Genomic DNA, 16,812 nt, shown 5'->3' on the forward strand with positions numbered 1-16,812 from the left:
ATATCGCACAGCAAAATTGCACCCGCAGGAGAGCGCGGCGAGCGCGCCAACGGGGTAGTACTCTGTACACCCCTTCTCCGAGGACGCGATTTGGCAAAGCGAGATGCAGCGCAAGAGGGTCGCAGGGAGGCCCCGAGAGAAGGCCAAAGGCCTATCTCCTGGCCTACCCGACATGTCTCTTCTGCTAATTAATAATGATAGAAAATTCAAAAAGGCAAGAGCTCGCGAGGAGCTCTTGCTGGAAGAAGAGGTTACTTGATGATGATGTCGATGCTGTTGATCTTGTCGCCCTGCTGGATCTTTTTGACAACATCCATGCCGGCAATTGTTTTTCCAAAGACAGAGTACTCGCCATCTAGGTAGGGCACCTTTTCAAGGGTGATGTAGAACTGGGAGCCGCTAGATCTTTTTTGTGGATTAGCTTGGTCTGGAAGGCGCGCCCAAGCGAGTGCTCCTTGCGTATGCTGAAGGCCGATCTCTGCGGGGATGGTGTATCCTGGGCCGCCAGAGCCTGTTCCTTTTGGATCTCCACCTTGAACGACGAAGTTGGGAACCACACGGTGGAAGGTGAGGCCGTTGTAGAAGCCGCCTTGTGCGAGTTGGATGAAGTTGGTAGCAGAGAGAGGAGCGGCTTTGTAATTAAGCTCGCATGTGATGTCTCCCTTTGTTGTATGAATCACGGCTTCGTAGGTCTTGCCTTCTTGAAAGGCGATCGGCTTAGTGGGTTCTGTAAATTTCACGGGCTGTTCTCCTGCTTGAATAGATGTAACATTGAAAAATAGGCATGCCATCGAGATTCCCAGAATGGCTCCTTTTCGCGATAGTGAATTTCTCATCGAAGTGTCTCCTTGTGAAAATGCGGTTAATTCGATAACTTATGAAGAATTTTTGAGTTTTCTTCAAGGGTGATGGTTTATGGTTCCTCTTCAAAAACGCTCTCGAATTCCACTAGTCGGTTTAGGTACATGGCAGCTCTCAGGAAGAGAGTGCGAGAAAGTCGTGGAGCAGGCGCTTGAGGTGGGCTACCGCCACATCGATACTGCTGACGCCTATGAGAATCACAAAGCAGTTGGAAAGGCGATCCGCTCTTTTCCTAGAAAAGATCTATTTTTAACTTCGAAGGTGGCACTTCACAAGCTAGAACCTAAGCAGATTAGAGAGGCTGTCCCTCGCTTTCTCGAAGAGCTTAAAACACCCTACCTCGATCTCCTTCTTATCCACTGGCCAGATCCGGATGTCGATCTCGCCGAATCGCTGAAAACGATGTTTGAATTTAAAGAACTGGGACTGGTCAGAGAGATTGGTGTTAGCAATTTTGTGCGCGCTCACTTAGAAATTTTTATGCGCCATCAACTTCCGATATTAACCAATCAGATCGAAATGCACCCCTACCTTCAAAGAAGGGAGCTGGTGGCCGCCTACAAAAAGCAGAAGATTACAATCACAGCCTACCGTCCACTTGGAAAAGGAGCTCTTGTAGAGGAGCCTGTACTGCAAAAAATAGGGGAGAGTCACGGCAAGAGCGCATCACAGGTCGCCCTTCGCTGGCTGGTGCAGCAGGATATCGTCGCCATTCCAAAAGCCTCTTCGCCAAAGCATCTAAAAGACAATATCGACATCTTCGATTTTGTTCTTACTAAAGAGGAGATGCAGAAGATTCATGCTCTTGATGCAGGAAAGAGGTATTGCGATCCTGAGGGTTATCCGGTGCTCGAAGATTAACTACTTCTTTTTCTTGAGGGGACAGGTGGATCTTCCTAGGATCTGATAGAGAAGACACCAGCTCATGAAGGATTCGAAGAAGACAAATGTGGAGAAGATGAGAGCGATCCAGCTCATCTTCCAGTAGGCATAGACAAGCAGAAGGAGTGCAATGGCAAGTCTAACCAATCGATCGGGGGTGCCGATGTTCTTTTTAAATTTCATACTTATTTTTGTCCTAAGTGTAAATGCTGCCTATGCTGATGGTATAGAAGCGCACTATAAAAAAATTAGGCATAAAACAGGAAGCTCCTACTTTAAGAATATCGATCAGATCTACTTGATCAATCTGGATCAGAGGCCTGAGAAGCTCGAGCACTGCAAAAGAGAGCTTTCGCCGTATGGAATTTATCCGCAGCGCTTCCCAGCTGTTTACGGCTGGGCCCTTTCAACGCAAACGTTAAATGAGATAGGGCTCACTTTTTTGCCATGGATGTGGAGAGGAAGAGAGAGCGTCTTCTATTTTCCTCCAGATGGCGCTGGTAGATGCGACTTTGTCAATTTGGACGAGAGCTGCGTTGGAAAGAACTTCTTCTCTATCTGGACTTCGCGCGGTGCAATTGGTTGCACTCTTAGCCACTTGTCGGTGCTACAGGACGCCTACAACTCCGGCTATGAGACGATCTGGGTGATGGAGGATGATATCTCAGTGCGCGATAATCCACATAAGTTGTCCGATCTTATCGGTAAGCTGGATCAGCTAGTGGGTAGAGAGGGGTGGGACATTCTCTATACCGATTACGATGCTTTTATCAATGTCGATCAAAGTAGAGATCTTCTTAAGCAGCTGCCTATGATGTGGCGGCCCGACATGCCCTCCTTCGATTTGAAGGGACTGCTCGAGCATCGGGAGGTGGGCGAGGATTTTGTAAAGATTGGAAGCAGACATAGAGCCCACTCCCTTATTTTGCGTAGGTCAGGGATTGAAAAGATCCTGAACTTTTATAAGACACATGGGATCTTTACCCCTTATGATCACGAGATGTCTCTCGTTCCGGGAATTAGGTTTTATGTGCTTAAATATCAGATCGTTACTAGCAAAGAGCTCTGCTCGGATACTAAGCACAAGTTCTTCAATTAAGCCTCTTGAGTCTCTTGCGCTCTTGATGTGCTCTCTTCAGAGCTGAATATGAGACTTATCAGAGCAATGAGCCAGGAGATTGGTCCCAGAAGAACAGCAAGAGAGAATACGAATGCATCCCATGCGCTAATATCGACAGGAGGAAGATAGTTATTTAAGATCTTCAAGGCAGACTGATTCGACGCATCTGGAGTAGCTGGATTCCAAGCCCAGTATCCGGTGCTGAAGCCCTGGCCTGCCGCCCATTTTGAAAAGGCAGCAATATCATAAGCGTGGGCATCAAAGTCATCCAATCCGACAGTAACCTGAGCAGGGGTGAACCCGTAATTCTGTTTTAACCAGTCTGCCCAACCGAGGAGCCACGGCTCTTCCTGTTCTAGAGGCTGGTAATAGGACATGATGTAGAGTCGGTCTACTCCACACTTTCCTGTCGTCTGGTCCACTGCTCCATCTAAGATGTTTTTCATAACTGCTTGCCAAGGAAAGCCAGAGCCGAATCCTGCATTTGTGCAGAGGGTCGCCTGCAAGTTGGAGTCTATCGCCTTAAACTTCTTGATAAGTGTTCCTACGAGAGCTTCTTGCTCTGGCGATCCATACTCTTCATAATCAAAATCGATTCCAGTAAGGCCATGTGTATGGCAAAAATCTGCAAGTCCCTGTGCAAAAGCATCGACATTGTCTTCAGTAAGAAGATCCCAGCACTTATCATAGCTTCCGCCGCCTCCGCCAATGGAAGCCTTCACGGCAATAGGGGGATTATTATTTGCGCAGGCATGAACAAATGCATCGAGTTGAGCTAAGGAGACGTTGCCAAAACCGCCAATTGTCGGGTTCCCATCGGGTCCGATCATGAGCGTTCCCACGAAGAGGTTAACAGTGTCGACTCCTTGAGGAACCGGCATATCCCACGAGGTCCAGTCGATATACCAGCATGAGTGCTCAATTTTTCCTGGAGTTGGAGGAGGAGGTGTGGGCTGAATATCTATGCGTACAGTCTGAATATCCGAAATGACATTAAGTAGGCTGCTCGTTACAGATGAGAGAAGAGTGGCTTCAAATGAAGTAAGAGCTGTTTGTAGCTTTTGAACAACTGCAAGTAGAGCATTGGCCAGGTTAAGGTCCTCTTGAGTAGGATCTGTTTTTCCTGCAAGGGCGCTTAACTGATCTAGGGTGCCTCCTGAAGCGGTAATCGCATTGAGCTGGCTCTGTAGGTCGTTCATAGAAGGCTGAGCCGAAGCAACAGCAGCTGCATAGACAGCAAGATCTGCTTGGGCTTTATTCAAGTCGTTCTGAGCTTTCGTGCGCACGGGGCCCGCTGGAAGATTATTGATCTGCTGCTGCAAGCTTGTAATGGTATTTCTTAATTCTACTAAATGGTTAAGAGCGCCTTGATCTTGAGAGATAGAAGCTGCTGCGCTGCTGGCAAGAGATTGTGCGGAGGTAAAGTCTAATTGGATCTTTTGAGTAATCGAGCCACTGTTCATTGCATCGTTGAATTTGGCCGTAACGGTTTTTAGGAGAGGATCGCAATCGCTTTGGAAGATCGCGAGTGTTGCGGTGCTGCTATTCCAGTCCTGTTGATAGATTTGTGTGAGAGCCTGCTGCGCCGAAAGAATTGCATTTCTGTCGTTTTGGACATTGAGCTGGTTCCAGATGGTAAAGGGGAGTTGATCTATTTGATGAATATCTGAATTTAAAAGTGCATAATATTCCGAATATTGAGAATAAATTGCATCCGCATCTGGACTTCTTCCTAATATTGATCTGTGAGTCATAATTCACCTTTTAATAAAAAAGTTAAAATAAATTATACTATATTATATATTTTAATTCAAATTATTATTTTAACTATACAAGTTATTGATTGTTAATAACTTGAGATGTTGTTGATATTTAAGAAAGACTCTCTGAGAATATTCGATCAAATTTGGAGGAGGTCGGATGTTTTGGAATCGCATCGTCTTTTTATCAATCGTTGCGGCTCTTGGGGTGATCTCTGCCAGTCTCTGTGCTCCAGCGCTGCCGTTTATTGGAGACCACTTCTCGGCCGGTCTCTCCTCAATTCAGTTTACAATTAGCCTCTTTCTCGTAGGGAATGCGTGCGGTCAGTTTTTGTCGGGGCCGCTCTCTGACCAGCTGGGGCAGAGAAGGGTTCTTCTTTCGGGGCTTCTGCTCTACATTCTGGCTAGCTGCGGCTGCGCGCTATCAGAGCAGATGAGCGCGCTGCTTATCTGCCGCATGTTTCAGGGGATGGGAAGTGCTGTGGGGCCTGTTCTTGCAAGGGCGATCGCATCAAATCTATTTCCCGCAGATCGATCGGCCCAGGTGCAGTCTTATGGTGCGATGGGAGTGGGCTTTGCTTCTATTCTTGCGATTCTGTCCAGTGGACAGATTACACTCATCTCATGGAGGGGTAACTTCTGGCTCGCGGCAGGGCTTGGAGCGCTTCTTCTTCTGTGGACGCGCCTTGCATTAAAAAAATCTGAGGAGTCTGAAAAAAAGAAGATCTCATTCAAACAGATCTTTACGCAGATGGGGCAGGTATTTAAGCATCCTATTTTTCTGGGCAATACCTTTGCCCATGCGATGACCTATGGACTCATGTATGGTTACATCGCTCTCTTTCCTTTTTTTCTGCTTGAGATTTTCCAGAAGAAGGATCCCGTTCAAGTGGGAATCTATTCGGCCTACATGATCGGCTGCTACATGCTGGGAGCGTTTTTTGCATCTCGCGCTGTGGTGAAGTGGGGTGTTGCGCGGATGATGAGCATCGGGCTAATGCTCCAGCTTATTTCGGGAATCCTCTTAATTGCAGCGCCATCGACCTTCTTCTTTTTTGCAGCTCTCTTTCTCTTCAATCTGAGTATTGGAATTATCCTTCCAGTGACATCTGCGGGCGCCTTAGCTCCCTTTGCAGGAAGAGCCGTGGGATCTGCATCTTCAAGTCTAGGCCTATCCTATCGACTGATAGGTTCAATCTTGAGCACGGTGATCTGTCAGTTCTCTTTATCGGGAGGAAAGAGTCTAGGAGCCGCGATTCTTCTCCTCTCAATCGCCAGTTTAGCAGTAGGAAAGTGGACCTCCTCTCTTTCAAAACAAGCAAGTGCCCGCACTTTGTAGTCCCACTCAAAGCCTATTTTCTTTTTTGGAGTGCGTGCGACTTGTCGCCGCTTTTCTCAACATCGGCTTGACGATGTTTCTCAAAAAGAGAGATCGCCAGGTCGATCTCGAGAAAAGCGGCGACAAGTCGCACGCACTCCAAAAAAGAAAAGTTGTTGTATTAAAAAATAAGTGGACCTTCTCTTGAGAGAGAAGGTCCACAGGTGGGTTGAGACTTATTCAGGCTTCTGCATTAAGAAGAAGACGTTCGGAGTGAAGATCTTGCGTTTGCCAGCTTGAACGAAGGCATCGGCTCCGAGGTTCAAGAAGCTGCTTACGCTGCTTGATCCTTTAGGAGCAATTTTAAGCAGTTCAAGCAGTCTTACCATTCCATTTGTAAGAGCTCTTGCAGTTTTTGAACTTCTGACACCCTTTTCAAGAGGAAGTGTCCAAGTAAGTCCATCTACGCAATCATCTTGAAACATCAGAACTTTAAAACCCGCATCGATGAATGTCTGTTTGACTTCGTTCATTGAAGTGAGTTTTTGCAGGCCGCCGCCATGTTCCATATCTTCGATGATAGCAACGTGCTCAGGATTGTTCTTGTCGAAGTTATCCATGAGAGCGTACTCATATCCGGCAAAGAAAGCGCCTGGTTTTAAGAGTCTATAGAGCTCTTTGTAGCAAGCAGTTCTATCTGGTGCGTGTACAGTGGCTTCAATGGTGTAGATCGCATCGAAAGAGTTGCTGGGCAGTTTAATGTCCATGAAGGTGCCATGGTAGAAGCTGCAGGTCTTATCCAGGCCGCTCTCTTTCATATACTGTTCAGCTTTTTTAATCTGGTAGCCGCAGATGTTAACGCCAACGATTGTTGCACCGCTCTTTTCAGCGATATTTTTCATCGGGCCGCCAACTCCGCATCCCACGTCTAGAACGCGCATGCCTGGCTTTAGCTTCAGAGTATCTGCGACCTTCAGCTCGTGTCTGAGCATCGCATCTTTTGTCTTCTCTGTTCTTGTCTGAGGAGCGAAATGGAAGGATTTTCCCCATCCAAATTCATAAAAATCGGTGACTAGATCGTAATACTTTTCTGTGATCGAAGGATCTTTAATCTTATCGCTTGCTGAGACGTAGGTTGTGACTTCTTCACACTTCTCTTTCGAGTAGACTTCTTTAACTGAGGCCATCTTCTGTTCCCCCCTTGATGTGGTTTTTCAGACCCTAACCTATCATCAATTTTTTCAAAAATGAAAATTTTTGGTGTCGGAGACAGCCTCGGCACTTGTGACTATACCCTCCCTAACAACAAAGAGGCGAATATTCGGAATGAAACCGAGTTCGTGATCGTAGGGCATGAAGATGTGGTGTGTGTGATAGAAATCCAGAATCTTTTTAATTCCTGAACGGCGCAAGATCATCGAATGGGTGCGGATGCGGCTGCCGATCTTTATGAAGTCGTCGCCTACATCTGTGTGCTCTAGAAGTATTCTCAGATTGAAAGAGGGCATGTCGGGCCTCCACTTCATCGGCACCTGCGCTTGAAGGTCGCGGCTCTCATCAAGTCCCATCAGATAGTCGCAGTCTGTGTAGAGAAGATCCCACCCATTTTTGCCAACTTGAAGATCTAGCTCATCGATGAGCGCCGACAGCTTGTGAGGATCTTGAGCTACAAGAATATCATCTTCCATGATCCAGATCGTCTCATAACCAGAATCATAAGCGTCCTGCAGAACCGAGAGATGACTTAGCGTGCAGCCGATGGCGCCTGGAGTCATCCAGCTTGAAAAGCAGGTCTTCCCATACCAAGAGTCGTTTAAAGCGATCATCTGGCAGGAGCCATTTCCATTGGGGTAGAAGTGGAGGGCGTTCTCCCGTCCTGTCCACATGCTGGGGAGAAATTTTACGCCGATCTGATCGAGCACATGAGTGGGGAGTCTCCATCCGTAGATGCCAAAGAACTTATGAGGGGAGATGTTGTAGGGGGCAAGCTGCCTCATGCACCCTGCAAACTTATCGGGCCTCTGTTCTAAGTTAATCAGATAGATGAAGTCGATATTTCTGATCTGAGAGCCCTCTCTTTTATTCTCGACGCGCTTCAGATAGGGGCGAAGAGAGGCCTCTGCACAATTGAAGAGGAGAGAGAAGAGAGTGAAGATTAGAGCGTATAGGTTCATGGCTTGACGTTTTTGATCTGATACATCATGGTTAAATTTTTAAAAAATTTGAAGAGGGTTTTTACTTTTATGCTGAATATTCTTGCTGCAGCTTGCGCAAATGTGGTTGTTCCGGAAGCGACAGAAGAGGCGATGCGCTACTATAATAGTGGAAATCTCCTTTGGATATTGAATCAAGCCTGGAGTCTGATCGTTCCTCTCCTCTTTCTTGTTACAGGATTTACTGGAAAGCTGGCCTCTTTTTCTGAGAAGTGGGGAAAGCGCTGGTTTTTTGCCATCGCACTCTACCTCGTGATATTCACCTGCCTCTTCACCCTACTTAATCTTCCTCTCGATTTCTATGCTGGATTTATTCGTGAACACGCCTACGGCCTCTCAAATCAGACGATCGGTAGATGGTTCTCTAATTATGGGAAGAGCCTTATCGTTACAATCGTAGGTTCGATCGCCTTTGTCTGGGTCTTCTATCTCTTGCTGAAGAAGAGCCCGCGCAGATGGTGGCTCTACGGAAGCCTTGTGAGCATCGCTATCGCTTTTATTACGATGTTCATTCAGCCGATCTGGATCGATCCGCTCTTTAACAATTTTGGGCCGATGAAAGATAAGAAGCTCGAGCAGCAGATATTAAGTCTGGCAGCACGTGCTGGAATCGAAGGCGGCCGTGTGTATGAGGTGGATAAGAGCCAAGATACAAATGCATTAAACGCTTACGTTGTCGGTTTTGGAAGAACCAATCGAATCGTTCTGTGGGACACCACAATTGCAAAGATGACGCCCGATCAGATCCTCTTTGTGATGGGACATGAGATGGGCCACTATGTTTTGCACCATATCTGGTGGCTGCTCGTCTATTTCTCCGCTCTCTCTTTCTTAATTTTCTATCTGACATACAGGGCCGCAAACTTCTTGATGCATCGCTATCAGAAGAGATTCGGGTTTAAGCACCTCTACAGCATCGCCTCGCTTCCGCTGCTGCTTCTGCTAACAAGCCTATTCATGTTTTTGACAAGTCCGCTCGACAACGCGATTTCGCGCTGCATGGAGCATGAGGCAGATCGTTTTGGTTTGGAGATAACACAGAATAACCAGGCAGCAGGAGAGGCGTTCCTCGCTCTGCAACATCAGAACCTTGCCAATCCGCGTCCTGGCGCGCTTTATAGATTCTGGCGCTGCAGTCACCCTCCGCTAAGCGAAAGGGTCGACTTCTGCAACAGCTACTGCCCCTGGAAGAGCGGCCAGCCGCTGGAATACGGGAAATACTTTAAAGCTGAATAGCTTAGTTCTCGTTGCCGATAAGCCAGTGGAGCTGCGTTAGCTGCTCGTTTACCATGTCCAGAGAGCCTGGATTCGGGTCTTCAATGAAATTATTAATAGAGCTGATGGTGCTATTTAAGAACTGTCCGCAGGTGGGGGAGAGCTTTTCGATCGCAGCCTCATGCTTCTCTAGATACTTCTTGATCTTTTCCATCACGGCTTCTACAGCTCTTGGGTCTTTAGGAGAGGGCTGATCCATATACTCTTGCATCGCGGTGCGATACTGTTCGATGAAACTCTCGAGTTTGTTGTAGATCGCTTGTCCGCTCGGTCCTTCTGGTTGAGAAGGGAAGTTTGGCGGAGTTGGGGAGACGGGTGGAATTGAGCCCATAATTAATACCTCTCTGGTTTTAATTATATATTAACTAAATAATATCTTTAATGTATATAAAGTTATTTTTAGTTTGAGATTTTTATTCTCTTTTATCCATAATCTGTTGAAAATCTTGATTTTATGACAGCGCTTCTACCAAAAGATCCTCATGGATGCCCTTTCTTGATTCTCGCTCCAATGGAGGGAGTGGGGGATCGCTGTTTTCGCAAAGCGATGGCAGCCGTAGGGGGCTTCGATGAGGCGGTTCGAGACTTTTTGCGCGTTCCCAAGAACGCCCATGTCCGCAGTTTAGCAGCTGTTTATGAGGCAGACGAGCTAGCTCCCATGCCGCTTGCAGCCCAGCTTATGGGATCTGACCCGGAGCTCATGGCCGCTATGGCACAAGAGATCGAAAAGAGGGGAGCGCGCCGCATCGATTTCAACTGCGGCTGCCCATCCAACACAGTGACGGGTAGGGGAGCGGGCTCAAGCCTTCTGAAGGAGCCTAACTTCCTTTATGAGGTTGCAAGGGCTCTGGTGCAGGCGGTCTCCATTCCCGTAACAATCAAGATGCGTTCCGGGTATGAGGATATCTCCCTTTTCAAGGAGAATATCTTAGCAGCGCAGGAGAGCGGAGTCTCCTACATCACCCTGCATCCCCGCACAAAAACGGATGGCTATGGGCCTCCTGCGAAGTGGGAGCTGATCGCTGAGGCGAAGTCGCTATTGAGAATACCCCTCGTGGGAAATGGCGATATCTTAGACGTCGCAGGCGCTCTTGAGATGCTCAAGAGAACAGGATGCGACGCCCTCATGATTGGACGCGGTAGCATCATCAACCCCTTCATCTTCCACCAGATACGCGCCCACTTTTCCGGAAAGCCCTACACACCTGCTTGGGCAGACCTTCTGCGCTACTTTGAGGTCTACATCCAAGAGATCCCTGCAGATATGTCGGTAAGGGTGCGCGTCAATAAGCTAAAGCAGCTGATGAGCTTCCTCTTCAAGGGCAACGAGAAGCTTCTCGAGCACCGTCAAGCTGTCCTCACATCCCAACATACAGACACCCGCTCCTTCCTCGACTTCTCCCTTCCTCTCCTTCAGCAAGGCTGGCTACACTAGCGCTGGCGCGCGAAGAAAAGAGCGCGCAGAAGAAGAAATGAACAAAAAATGGACAGGAAATGGGCAGAGAAAGGACGCGCGCAGAAGAAAGAAATTCTTTTCCGTCTCTTTAGCCTTCGAGTTTTTGGGCGAGTTCGGCCCAGCGGATGTAGAGCTGCTCGATCTGGTTTTCGGCCAGGCCGATCTCGGTGCAGAGGAGCTGGAGCTGCTCGGGGACTTGGGCGATCTGCGGGTCTTCGAGCTGCAGATTGAGCCCCTGTACCTTCTCTTCTAGCTGGGAGATCTTTCTCTCGATCTGATCATACTCTTTCTTCTCAGCGTAGGTGAGCTTCGTCTTTGAAGGGGCAGGAACGGGTGCGCTCTTCTCTTCTTTCTTCTCTTTTTTCTGGGCAGGAGCGCTCTTGCGCGAGGCCTCCCACTGCCTGTAGTCGGGATAGAGCATGTTATTTTCTGGATCACCGAAAGAGACGAGGGTGTTGCAGATGCGGTCTAACATGCACCTGTCGTGCGTAATGAGAACAAGCGCACCGGGGAAGTCGATCAGGCTCTCTTCCAGTGTTTCCAGTGTGGGAATATCCAAGTCGTTTGTAGGCTCATCGAGAAGAAGAAGATCTGCGGGCTGCAGCATCAGGTGTGCAATTGAGATGCGCGCTCTTTCGCCGCCGGAGAGCTTCTCAATCGGCATGTCGAGGATCTCAGGAGTGAAGAGGAAGCGCTTGCACCAGCCATTCACATGGATCATCTCGCCGCGGAAGCGAACAAAGTCGCCGTTAGGAGAGAGCGCTTCGCGCAGGGTGAGTTTTGGAGAGAGCTGGACGCGGTGCTGGTCGAAGTAGACGATCTGGAGGCCATCGGCTCTTTTTATCGTTCCCTGATCGGGGGTCATCTCATTCGCCAGCATTTTAAGCAGCGTGGTCTTTCCAGAGCCGTTCGGCCCCATGAGGCCGATTCTTGTGCCGGGAGAGAGTGTGAAGTCGAGGTGTTTAAAGAGAACTCTTCCGCCGAGCTCTTTCGATAGATTCTTTGCGACGAGCAGCTTCTGCGTTTCGCGCTCTGTGGCTGCAAAGTCGACATCAGCCTTTTTCTGCATGTTTCTTCGCTGGACCTGAGAGAGCTCTTTTAAGATCTCATGCGCATCTTCCACTCTCGATTTAGACTTGCTCGTGCGCGCTTTCGGAGAGGTGCGGAGCCAGTCGAGCTCTCTGCGCGCTTTAGATGCGATCGACCTCTCCTGTTCGATCTGCCCTTTGATGAACGACTCTTTGATCTCTAGAAAGTGGGAGTAGGTGCCGTCGATTGCAAGGAGTCCGTTGGGATAGAGAGAGTTGATCTCTACAGTGCGGTTGATCATGTTCTGAAGGAAGTATCTGTCGTGGCTCACGATGAGATAGGAGTCGACCTCTTTTACCAGGAATTTTTCTAGCCAGAGAATGCCCTCGAGATCTAGGTGGTTGGTCGGCTCATCGAGAAGCAGAAGATCGGGGGAGGAGATGAGCTCCATCGCAACGCTGAGCCTCTTCTTCCATCCTCCTGATAGCTTCTGCGCCGAAGCCTCTTCGCCTGTGAATCCTAGCTTGCTAAGCCATGTCTGTACGAGGAGCTCTTTCTCGTAGTCGGGTCTCTCATCTGCTTTAAGTGCGCTTAAGAGCACGCTCTCGGGCTTCTCATCTGGAAATTCACAAGACTGGGGCACGTAGCCGATTTTTAGGCCCCGCTTTACAGAGAAGGTTCCCGAGTCGGCTTTTTCGCAGCCCGCGAGAATTTTTAGAAGAGTAGTCTTGCCAGAACCGTTGGGGCCGATCAGTCCGACGCGGTCTCCAGAAAAAATGCTAAATGAGAGGTCGCGGAAGAGCATTCGCGTGCTGAACGACTTGCTCACAGATTGGCAGTTAAGAAAGAGAGTCACACGTCTCCTCTTCTTGTGGTGCTTGCTCAAGCGAGCACTCGTGCCATGGGTAGTTACTGATCATCGCGCGGATCTCAACGATCGATTTCGAGCGGTTGATCCCCTCGCGCAGATCTTTGGCGCCTTTGATGCCACGCAGGAACCAGCAGCCGACTCTTCTCAGATCTAGAGCAGCCTTATGCTCCTCTTTGTAGGCGACGATGTGTTCGAGATGCTCCAAGAAGGCGTCTCTGCAGTCGATACCGGAATAGGTAAGAGGAGGAAGGCCCGTGAAGTGGCGGTAGATATCTTCAATAATCCAGGGCTGTCCCATCGTGCCGCGGGCGACGAGGATCGCATCGCACCCTGTGTAGTTGAAGATCCTCTCTGCGCTTTCAGCGTCGTAGATGTCGCCATTGCCGATCACTTTAATTGTTTTTGCCGCTTGCTTGCACTCGCGGATGTAGTCCCATTTTGCGGGGCCTCGGTAGCCCTGTTCGCGCGTCCTACCATGGATGCAGATCGCTGCGGCTCCCGCCTCTTCAGCGATCTTTGTAATCAAAGGTCCTACGATGCTTCCCTCATCCCATCCCGCCCGGATCTTAACCGTCACTGGAATCTTTACAACAGCTACCATGTTGGCGATGATCTCTCCGATCTTCTCTGGTGTTTTAAGCATTCCAGAACCGCTGCCATCTTTGGTCACCTTATCCACGGGGCAGCCGCAGTTCAGGTCTAGGACGTCAAAGCCGCGGTCTTCAATCATTTTTGCACATTCGGCAGCGATCTCGGGCTTACTGCCGCAGAGCTGCGCGCCAATCGGGTGCATCGAGGGCTCATAATCAAGAAGGCGAAAGGTCTGAGCATTATGGCGGATGAGGGCGTCCATCTTCACCATCTCGCAGTAGATGAGGCCCGGCTTATACTTCGAGGTCATCTTGCGGAAAGGAAGATCCGAGCAGCCCGCTAAGGGTGCGCAAAAAATATTTGAAGGAAGCTCAAGCTTTCCAAGAAAGAAGGGTCTTTTTAATGCCATCCGATAAGTGTGACGCTTAGACCCTCAAAATTCAAGAATTGAAATTTATTAGACCTTTTTCGAAATTCGCTTTGCTCGGAAAAATTGAGGGTTTTTGTGCAGATTTGTCACAAAATTTTGAGAGCATGTGTAAACACATGGTCGAAAAATTTTGTGGCAAAGATGCCAAAAAGGCCAATTTTAACGAGTAAATGGAGTTTCGAAAGAGGTCCATTTTAAAAGGCGTAGCCGACCTGCAGATTTCCGCGCTGGTTCTGGTATTTATGGCCGAGCTCTGCATCGTAGCGGACGGTGGCTACCAGCCTGTCATCAAACCAGAGGCCTGTGAGGGCAATCGAGGGGGCAACCAGCGTGTGATTTGGATTTAACCCCTTCACGGTGAAGGTGCAGCAGCTCGTGTCATGAAAGCTTGCAGAGTAGTGGCCGCCGCTTGGACGGTTTTCTTGCACGACGCCAAGTTTCACAAGTGGAATCCACTTCGAGCTTTTTAGTGTGATGCAGCGCGTGGCCTCAAGTCCGAGCTCCTCTCGCCAGAGGGTAGAGCGGCTCGATTTTACAGAGAGATTTAAAGATTTTGCTCCCTTCTCTGTAAAGCTGTTCTGGTGGAGGAAGACGTAGTCGACGATTCCAAAGAGGATCAGGTCGACCTTCTTGACCTTGAAGAGAAGGCCAGGGCTGAAGTGAGCCATCAGCTCATATCCGCCATTGTCCTCCAGTTTTGCAGTTCTGTGTATCGAGGAGAAGTCGATCCTTCTTTCCGCGCTATATCTGGAGTAGCCGGAGATTAACGCGAGGTTGAGGAAGTAGCGCTTCGTAAAGTAGTTGGCATAGAGTGATCCGAAGAAGCTGTTGATTCTGCCATCATCGCCGCCTGAGCGATTCCAATCGACGTTGGAGTGGGAGTAGCCCACACCTGCTCCTACAGAGGTGTGCTGGCTGAAGAGGCGGTCGACTCCGACAATCACGCCGGAAGAGAGAGAGTGGAAGCCCTCTAGAGATCCTTTCGTGCTCTGACGCATCTGGTCGATGTAGAGATCGCCCCAGAAGTCAATAGTGTCGTGATTTTTCACGCACGAGGCCTGATACTGCTCTTCAAGGCGATTGTTAATCGCGTTTGCAAATTGAACCGTGTCGTTTTCTTGCGTGAGAGTAAGTGCTTTGTAAAGAGCGGGCTGAAGCTGGTTTAAAGCGCTTGAAAGGCTTGCAGCATCTGGCTCAACCGAGAGAAGGCCGATTACCGTGCTCATGTCGCTGTTAGAGCAAGAAGCCTCTATCTTGTCGATACACTTTGCAACAGCTCCCGCGTTGCCGCTGGTTACAACTGAAGCAAATGGAGAGGCGGTGATGATGAGATTTAGCTGATTGGGAAGAAACTGCTGCGTAGCGCTCAGAATGGCAGAATTGGAAATTACAGATGTAAATGGAGGAGTATTGATCGTCCCTGTTGTCTGAATAGCGACTTCAGAAGTGCCGGGAGTGTAAATTCCGGGTTCAAAGACCAGAGAGAGTGTAGAGCCTGGCGTGATGTTGACATTGCCTGTGACATTCAAGAGAGAGCTCACGGTAGGGGAGAGCTCTGTTTCAAGGATCGAGCCCGCAGCAAAATCCACGTTTCCAACAACGTTCATGGTGACGATCGATCCACGCGTTTTTACTTTTCCTCCCTTTTTTACATCGACGCCTCCGGTAAAGGTTCCTCCTCCTTTAATCTCTCCCGTATCGTTCACAACGATCATCGATCCGGAATTTACTGTTCCTTCTGGGACGGTGGCGAGCGAGCCTCCTGCATTTACGATGGTTGTTGCGCTGCTTGTTAAGGTTCCAGATACCGTCAGCTGGCCGCCGTTTACTTGAGTGTTCGAAACAGTGCTAGTTCCTGGAAGTGCAACAGCATTGGCTCCCTTTTTTGAGACAGTGCTGACGCCTGTTTCTGTAATATTTCCAGGAAGCGTACCGCTTGTAGATGGATTGAGAGTGAGCTGCGTACCAGTAGAGAGAGTGACATCTCCTCCAGGCCCTGGAGTTTGAAACTCGAGTGTTCCGCCTTGAATGGAAGTTAGGCCGGTGTATGAGGTGTCTTTTTTCATGATGAGAGTAGCACTTGCCATTTTGGTTACAGCGCCTGCGCCGGTCATCGTCCCATCAAAGATTCCATCACTCACTTGGTTGAAAACAACGGTGGCAGGAGCTGCAATGCGCACATCATTTTTGATTGTTGAGGCGTCGCCTTGCAAAGTGCCGTCCATCACCTTCATTGCTGCGCTGCTATCATTCGTGCCCGCTAGAAAGAGAGTTCTCGGTCCATCTTTCATGATCGTCCCAGAACCCGCAAATCCTCCGGTATAGGTTCCATCGGTTATGCCATCGAAATTGAAGTTGATCGTCGCTTGGTTTCCAAGAACAGTATCGTCGGGGATAGTATCTTGATTGACAATCAGCGTTCCTGATTGGACATTCGCCATTCCTGGATTTGTAACCGTTCCTCCGAGTACGAGCGTTCCGGTGCTATTCGTAACATCATAATTAAATCCTCCCTCATCAATCGCACCGCCTAAGACTAACCGCTGACCCGAGGGGCCATTCACTTGAAAATTAACCTCGTTTAAAAAGGTCATATCATTTGCAATGAAGATATCATCCAGTGTGGTTAGGTTGCTGACGACTGCGCTTCCTTGAGAACCTCCCGATCCAAGAGTCAATGGTAGACCTGTTACGCTGTATCCCTGATTGAATAGGAAGGAGGTGATATTCAATGTCCCGATGTCATTATCGCTAGCTCCCACGGCATTGGCTTGAAAAGGGTAGAAGAGAGAGTCTCCATTTGCAGGGATAACACTTGGACTCCAGTTGGCGGGGTTGCTCCAGTTTGGCGTCCCTCCCCCGGTTGTCGTGCTTATCCAAGTAAGTGTCGTTGCATTTGCAACTGAAGAGAAGAGGCAGAGCGCCGAGAGGAGATATTTTTTTCGCATTTTTTTCTCATTTGAAGGAGTTCTGCCCATCATAAAAACCTGGTAAAAAATATACAAA

At 48.8% G+C, this 16,812-nt stretch carries 14 protein-coding genes; 5 read left to right on the plus strand and 9 right to left on the minus strand.

Going from position 1 to position 16,812, the window contains the following annotated elements; all coding sequences use genetic code 11:
- Positions 1 to 251: 251 nt before the first annotated feature.
- Positions 252 to 791 carry a peptidylprolyl isomerase gene (locus tag HYX48_00585; protein ID MBI2742399.1) on the minus strand — a complete coding sequence of 180 codons (540 nt, stop codon included), beginning with the start codon at positions 789 to 791 and terminating at the stop codon, positions 252 to 254.
- A 124-nt stretch (positions 792 to 915) separates the two neighbouring features.
- On the opposite strand from HYX48_00585, the gene HYX48_00590 reads away from it, so the two are divergent.
- Positions 916 to 1,722, plus strand: coding sequence for an aldo/keto reductase (locus HYX48_00590; protein MBI2742400.1), 807 nt, complete (start codon positions 916 to 918; stop codon positions 1,720 to 1,722).
- Here HYX48_00590 and HYX48_00595 read toward each other — a convergent pair whose 3' ends face one another.
- Positions 1,723 to 1,926, minus strand: coding sequence for a DUF2892 domain-containing protein (locus HYX48_00595; protein MBI2742401.1), 204 nt, complete (start codon positions 1,924 to 1,926; stop codon positions 1,723 to 1,725).
- Between HYX48_00595 and HYX48_00600 the strand changes: the two genes are divergently transcribed.
- On the plus strand, positions 1,907 to 2,842 hold the full coding sequence (locus HYX48_00600; protein ID MBI2742402.1) for a glycosyltransferase family 25 protein: 936 nt from the start codon (positions 1,907 to 1,909) through the stop codon (positions 2,840 to 2,842). The genes HYX48_00595 and HYX48_00600 overlap by 20 nt on opposite strands.
- Here HYX48_00600 and HYX48_00605 read toward each other — a convergent pair.
- Positions 2,839 to 4,617 (minus strand): hypothetical protein, encoded by a 1,779-nt coding sequence (locus HYX48_00605; GenBank protein ID MBI2742403.1) that lies wholly within the window; start codon positions 4,615 to 4,617, stop codon positions 2,839 to 2,841. The genes HYX48_00600 and HYX48_00605 overlap by 4 nt on opposite strands.
- Positions 4,618 to 4,783: 166 nt before the next feature.
- Here HYX48_00605 and HYX48_00610 point away from each other — a divergent pair, with 166 nt between their 5' ends.
- Complete coding sequence (locus HYX48_00610) at positions 4,784 to 5,962, plus strand: MFS transporter (GenBank protein ID MBI2742404.1); 1,179 nt, start codon at positions 4,784 to 4,786, stop codon at positions 5,960 to 5,962.
- A gap of 215 nt (positions 5,963 to 6,177) precedes the next feature.
- Here HYX48_00610 and HYX48_00615 read toward each other — a convergent pair whose 3' ends face one another.
- Both HYX48_00615 and HYX48_00620 read right to left on the minus strand, forming a co-directional pair.
- Positions 6,178 to 7,128, minus strand: a complete 951-nt coding sequence (locus tag HYX48_00615) for a methyltransferase domain-containing protein (GenBank protein MBI2742405.1) — start codon at positions 7,126 to 7,128, stop codon at positions 6,178 to 6,180.
- A 54-nt stretch (positions 7,129 to 7,182) separates the two neighbouring features.
- Positions 7,183 to 8,115: a glycosyltransferase family 25 protein gene (locus HYX48_00620; GenBank protein MBI2742406.1), complete on the minus strand. Its 933-nt coding sequence runs from the start codon at positions 8,113 to 8,115 to the stop codon at positions 7,183 to 7,185.
- Positions 8,116 to 8,184: 69 nt separating this feature from the next.
- Between HYX48_00620 and HYX48_00625 the strand changes: the two genes are divergently transcribed.
- Positions 8,185 to 9,390: a M48 family metallopeptidase gene (locus tag HYX48_00625; protein ID MBI2742407.1), complete on the plus strand. Its 1,206-nt coding sequence runs from the start codon at positions 8,185 to 8,187 to the stop codon at positions 9,388 to 9,390.
- A gap of 1 nt (position 9,391) precedes the next feature.
- Here HYX48_00625 and HYX48_00630 read toward each other — a convergent pair whose 3' ends face one another.
- Entirely contained in the window at positions 9,392 to 9,760 is a 369-nt protein-coding gene (locus HYX48_00630; protein MBI2742408.1) for a hypothetical protein, read from the minus strand.
- A 180-nt stretch (positions 9,761 to 9,940) separates the two neighbouring features.
- Here HYX48_00630 and HYX48_00635 point away from each other — a divergent pair, with 180 nt between their 5' ends.
- Positions 9,941 to 10,864, plus strand: a complete 924-nt coding sequence (locus tag HYX48_00635; GenBank protein MBI2742409.1) for a tRNA-dihydrouridine synthase family protein — start codon at positions 9,941 to 9,943, stop codon at positions 10,862 to 10,864.
- A gap of 109 nt (positions 10,865 to 10,973) precedes the next feature.
- Here HYX48_00635 and HYX48_00640 read toward each other — a convergent pair whose 3' ends face one another.
- From HYX48_00640 to HYX48_00650, 3 genes are all read right to left on the minus strand, one after another.
- Positions 10,974 to 12,770, minus strand: a complete 1,797-nt coding sequence (locus tag HYX48_00640) for an ABC-F family ATP-binding cassette domain-containing protein (GenBank protein ID MBI2742410.1) — start codon at positions 12,768 to 12,770, stop codon at positions 10,974 to 10,976.
- Positions 12,754 to 13,785, minus strand: a complete 1,032-nt coding sequence (dusB, locus tag HYX48_00645) for a tRNA dihydrouridine synthase DusB (protein ID MBI2742411.1) — start codon at positions 13,783 to 13,785, stop codon at positions 12,754 to 12,756. The genes HYX48_00640 and dusB overlap by 17 nt, the downstream gene beginning before the upstream one ends.
- Positions 13,786 to 14,000: 215 nt before the next feature.
- Entirely contained in the window at positions 14,001 to 16,754 is a 2,754-nt protein-coding gene (locus tag HYX48_00650; GenBank protein ID MBI2742412.1) for an autotransporter domain-containing protein, read from the minus strand.
- Between the last annotated feature and the right edge of the window lie 58 nt (positions 16,755 to 16,812).

This window comes from Chlamydiales bacterium (assembly GCA_016185065.1).
In the GTDB taxonomy this organism is placed as follows: Bacteria; Chlamydiota; Chlamydiia; order Chlamydiales; family Rhabdochlamydiaceae.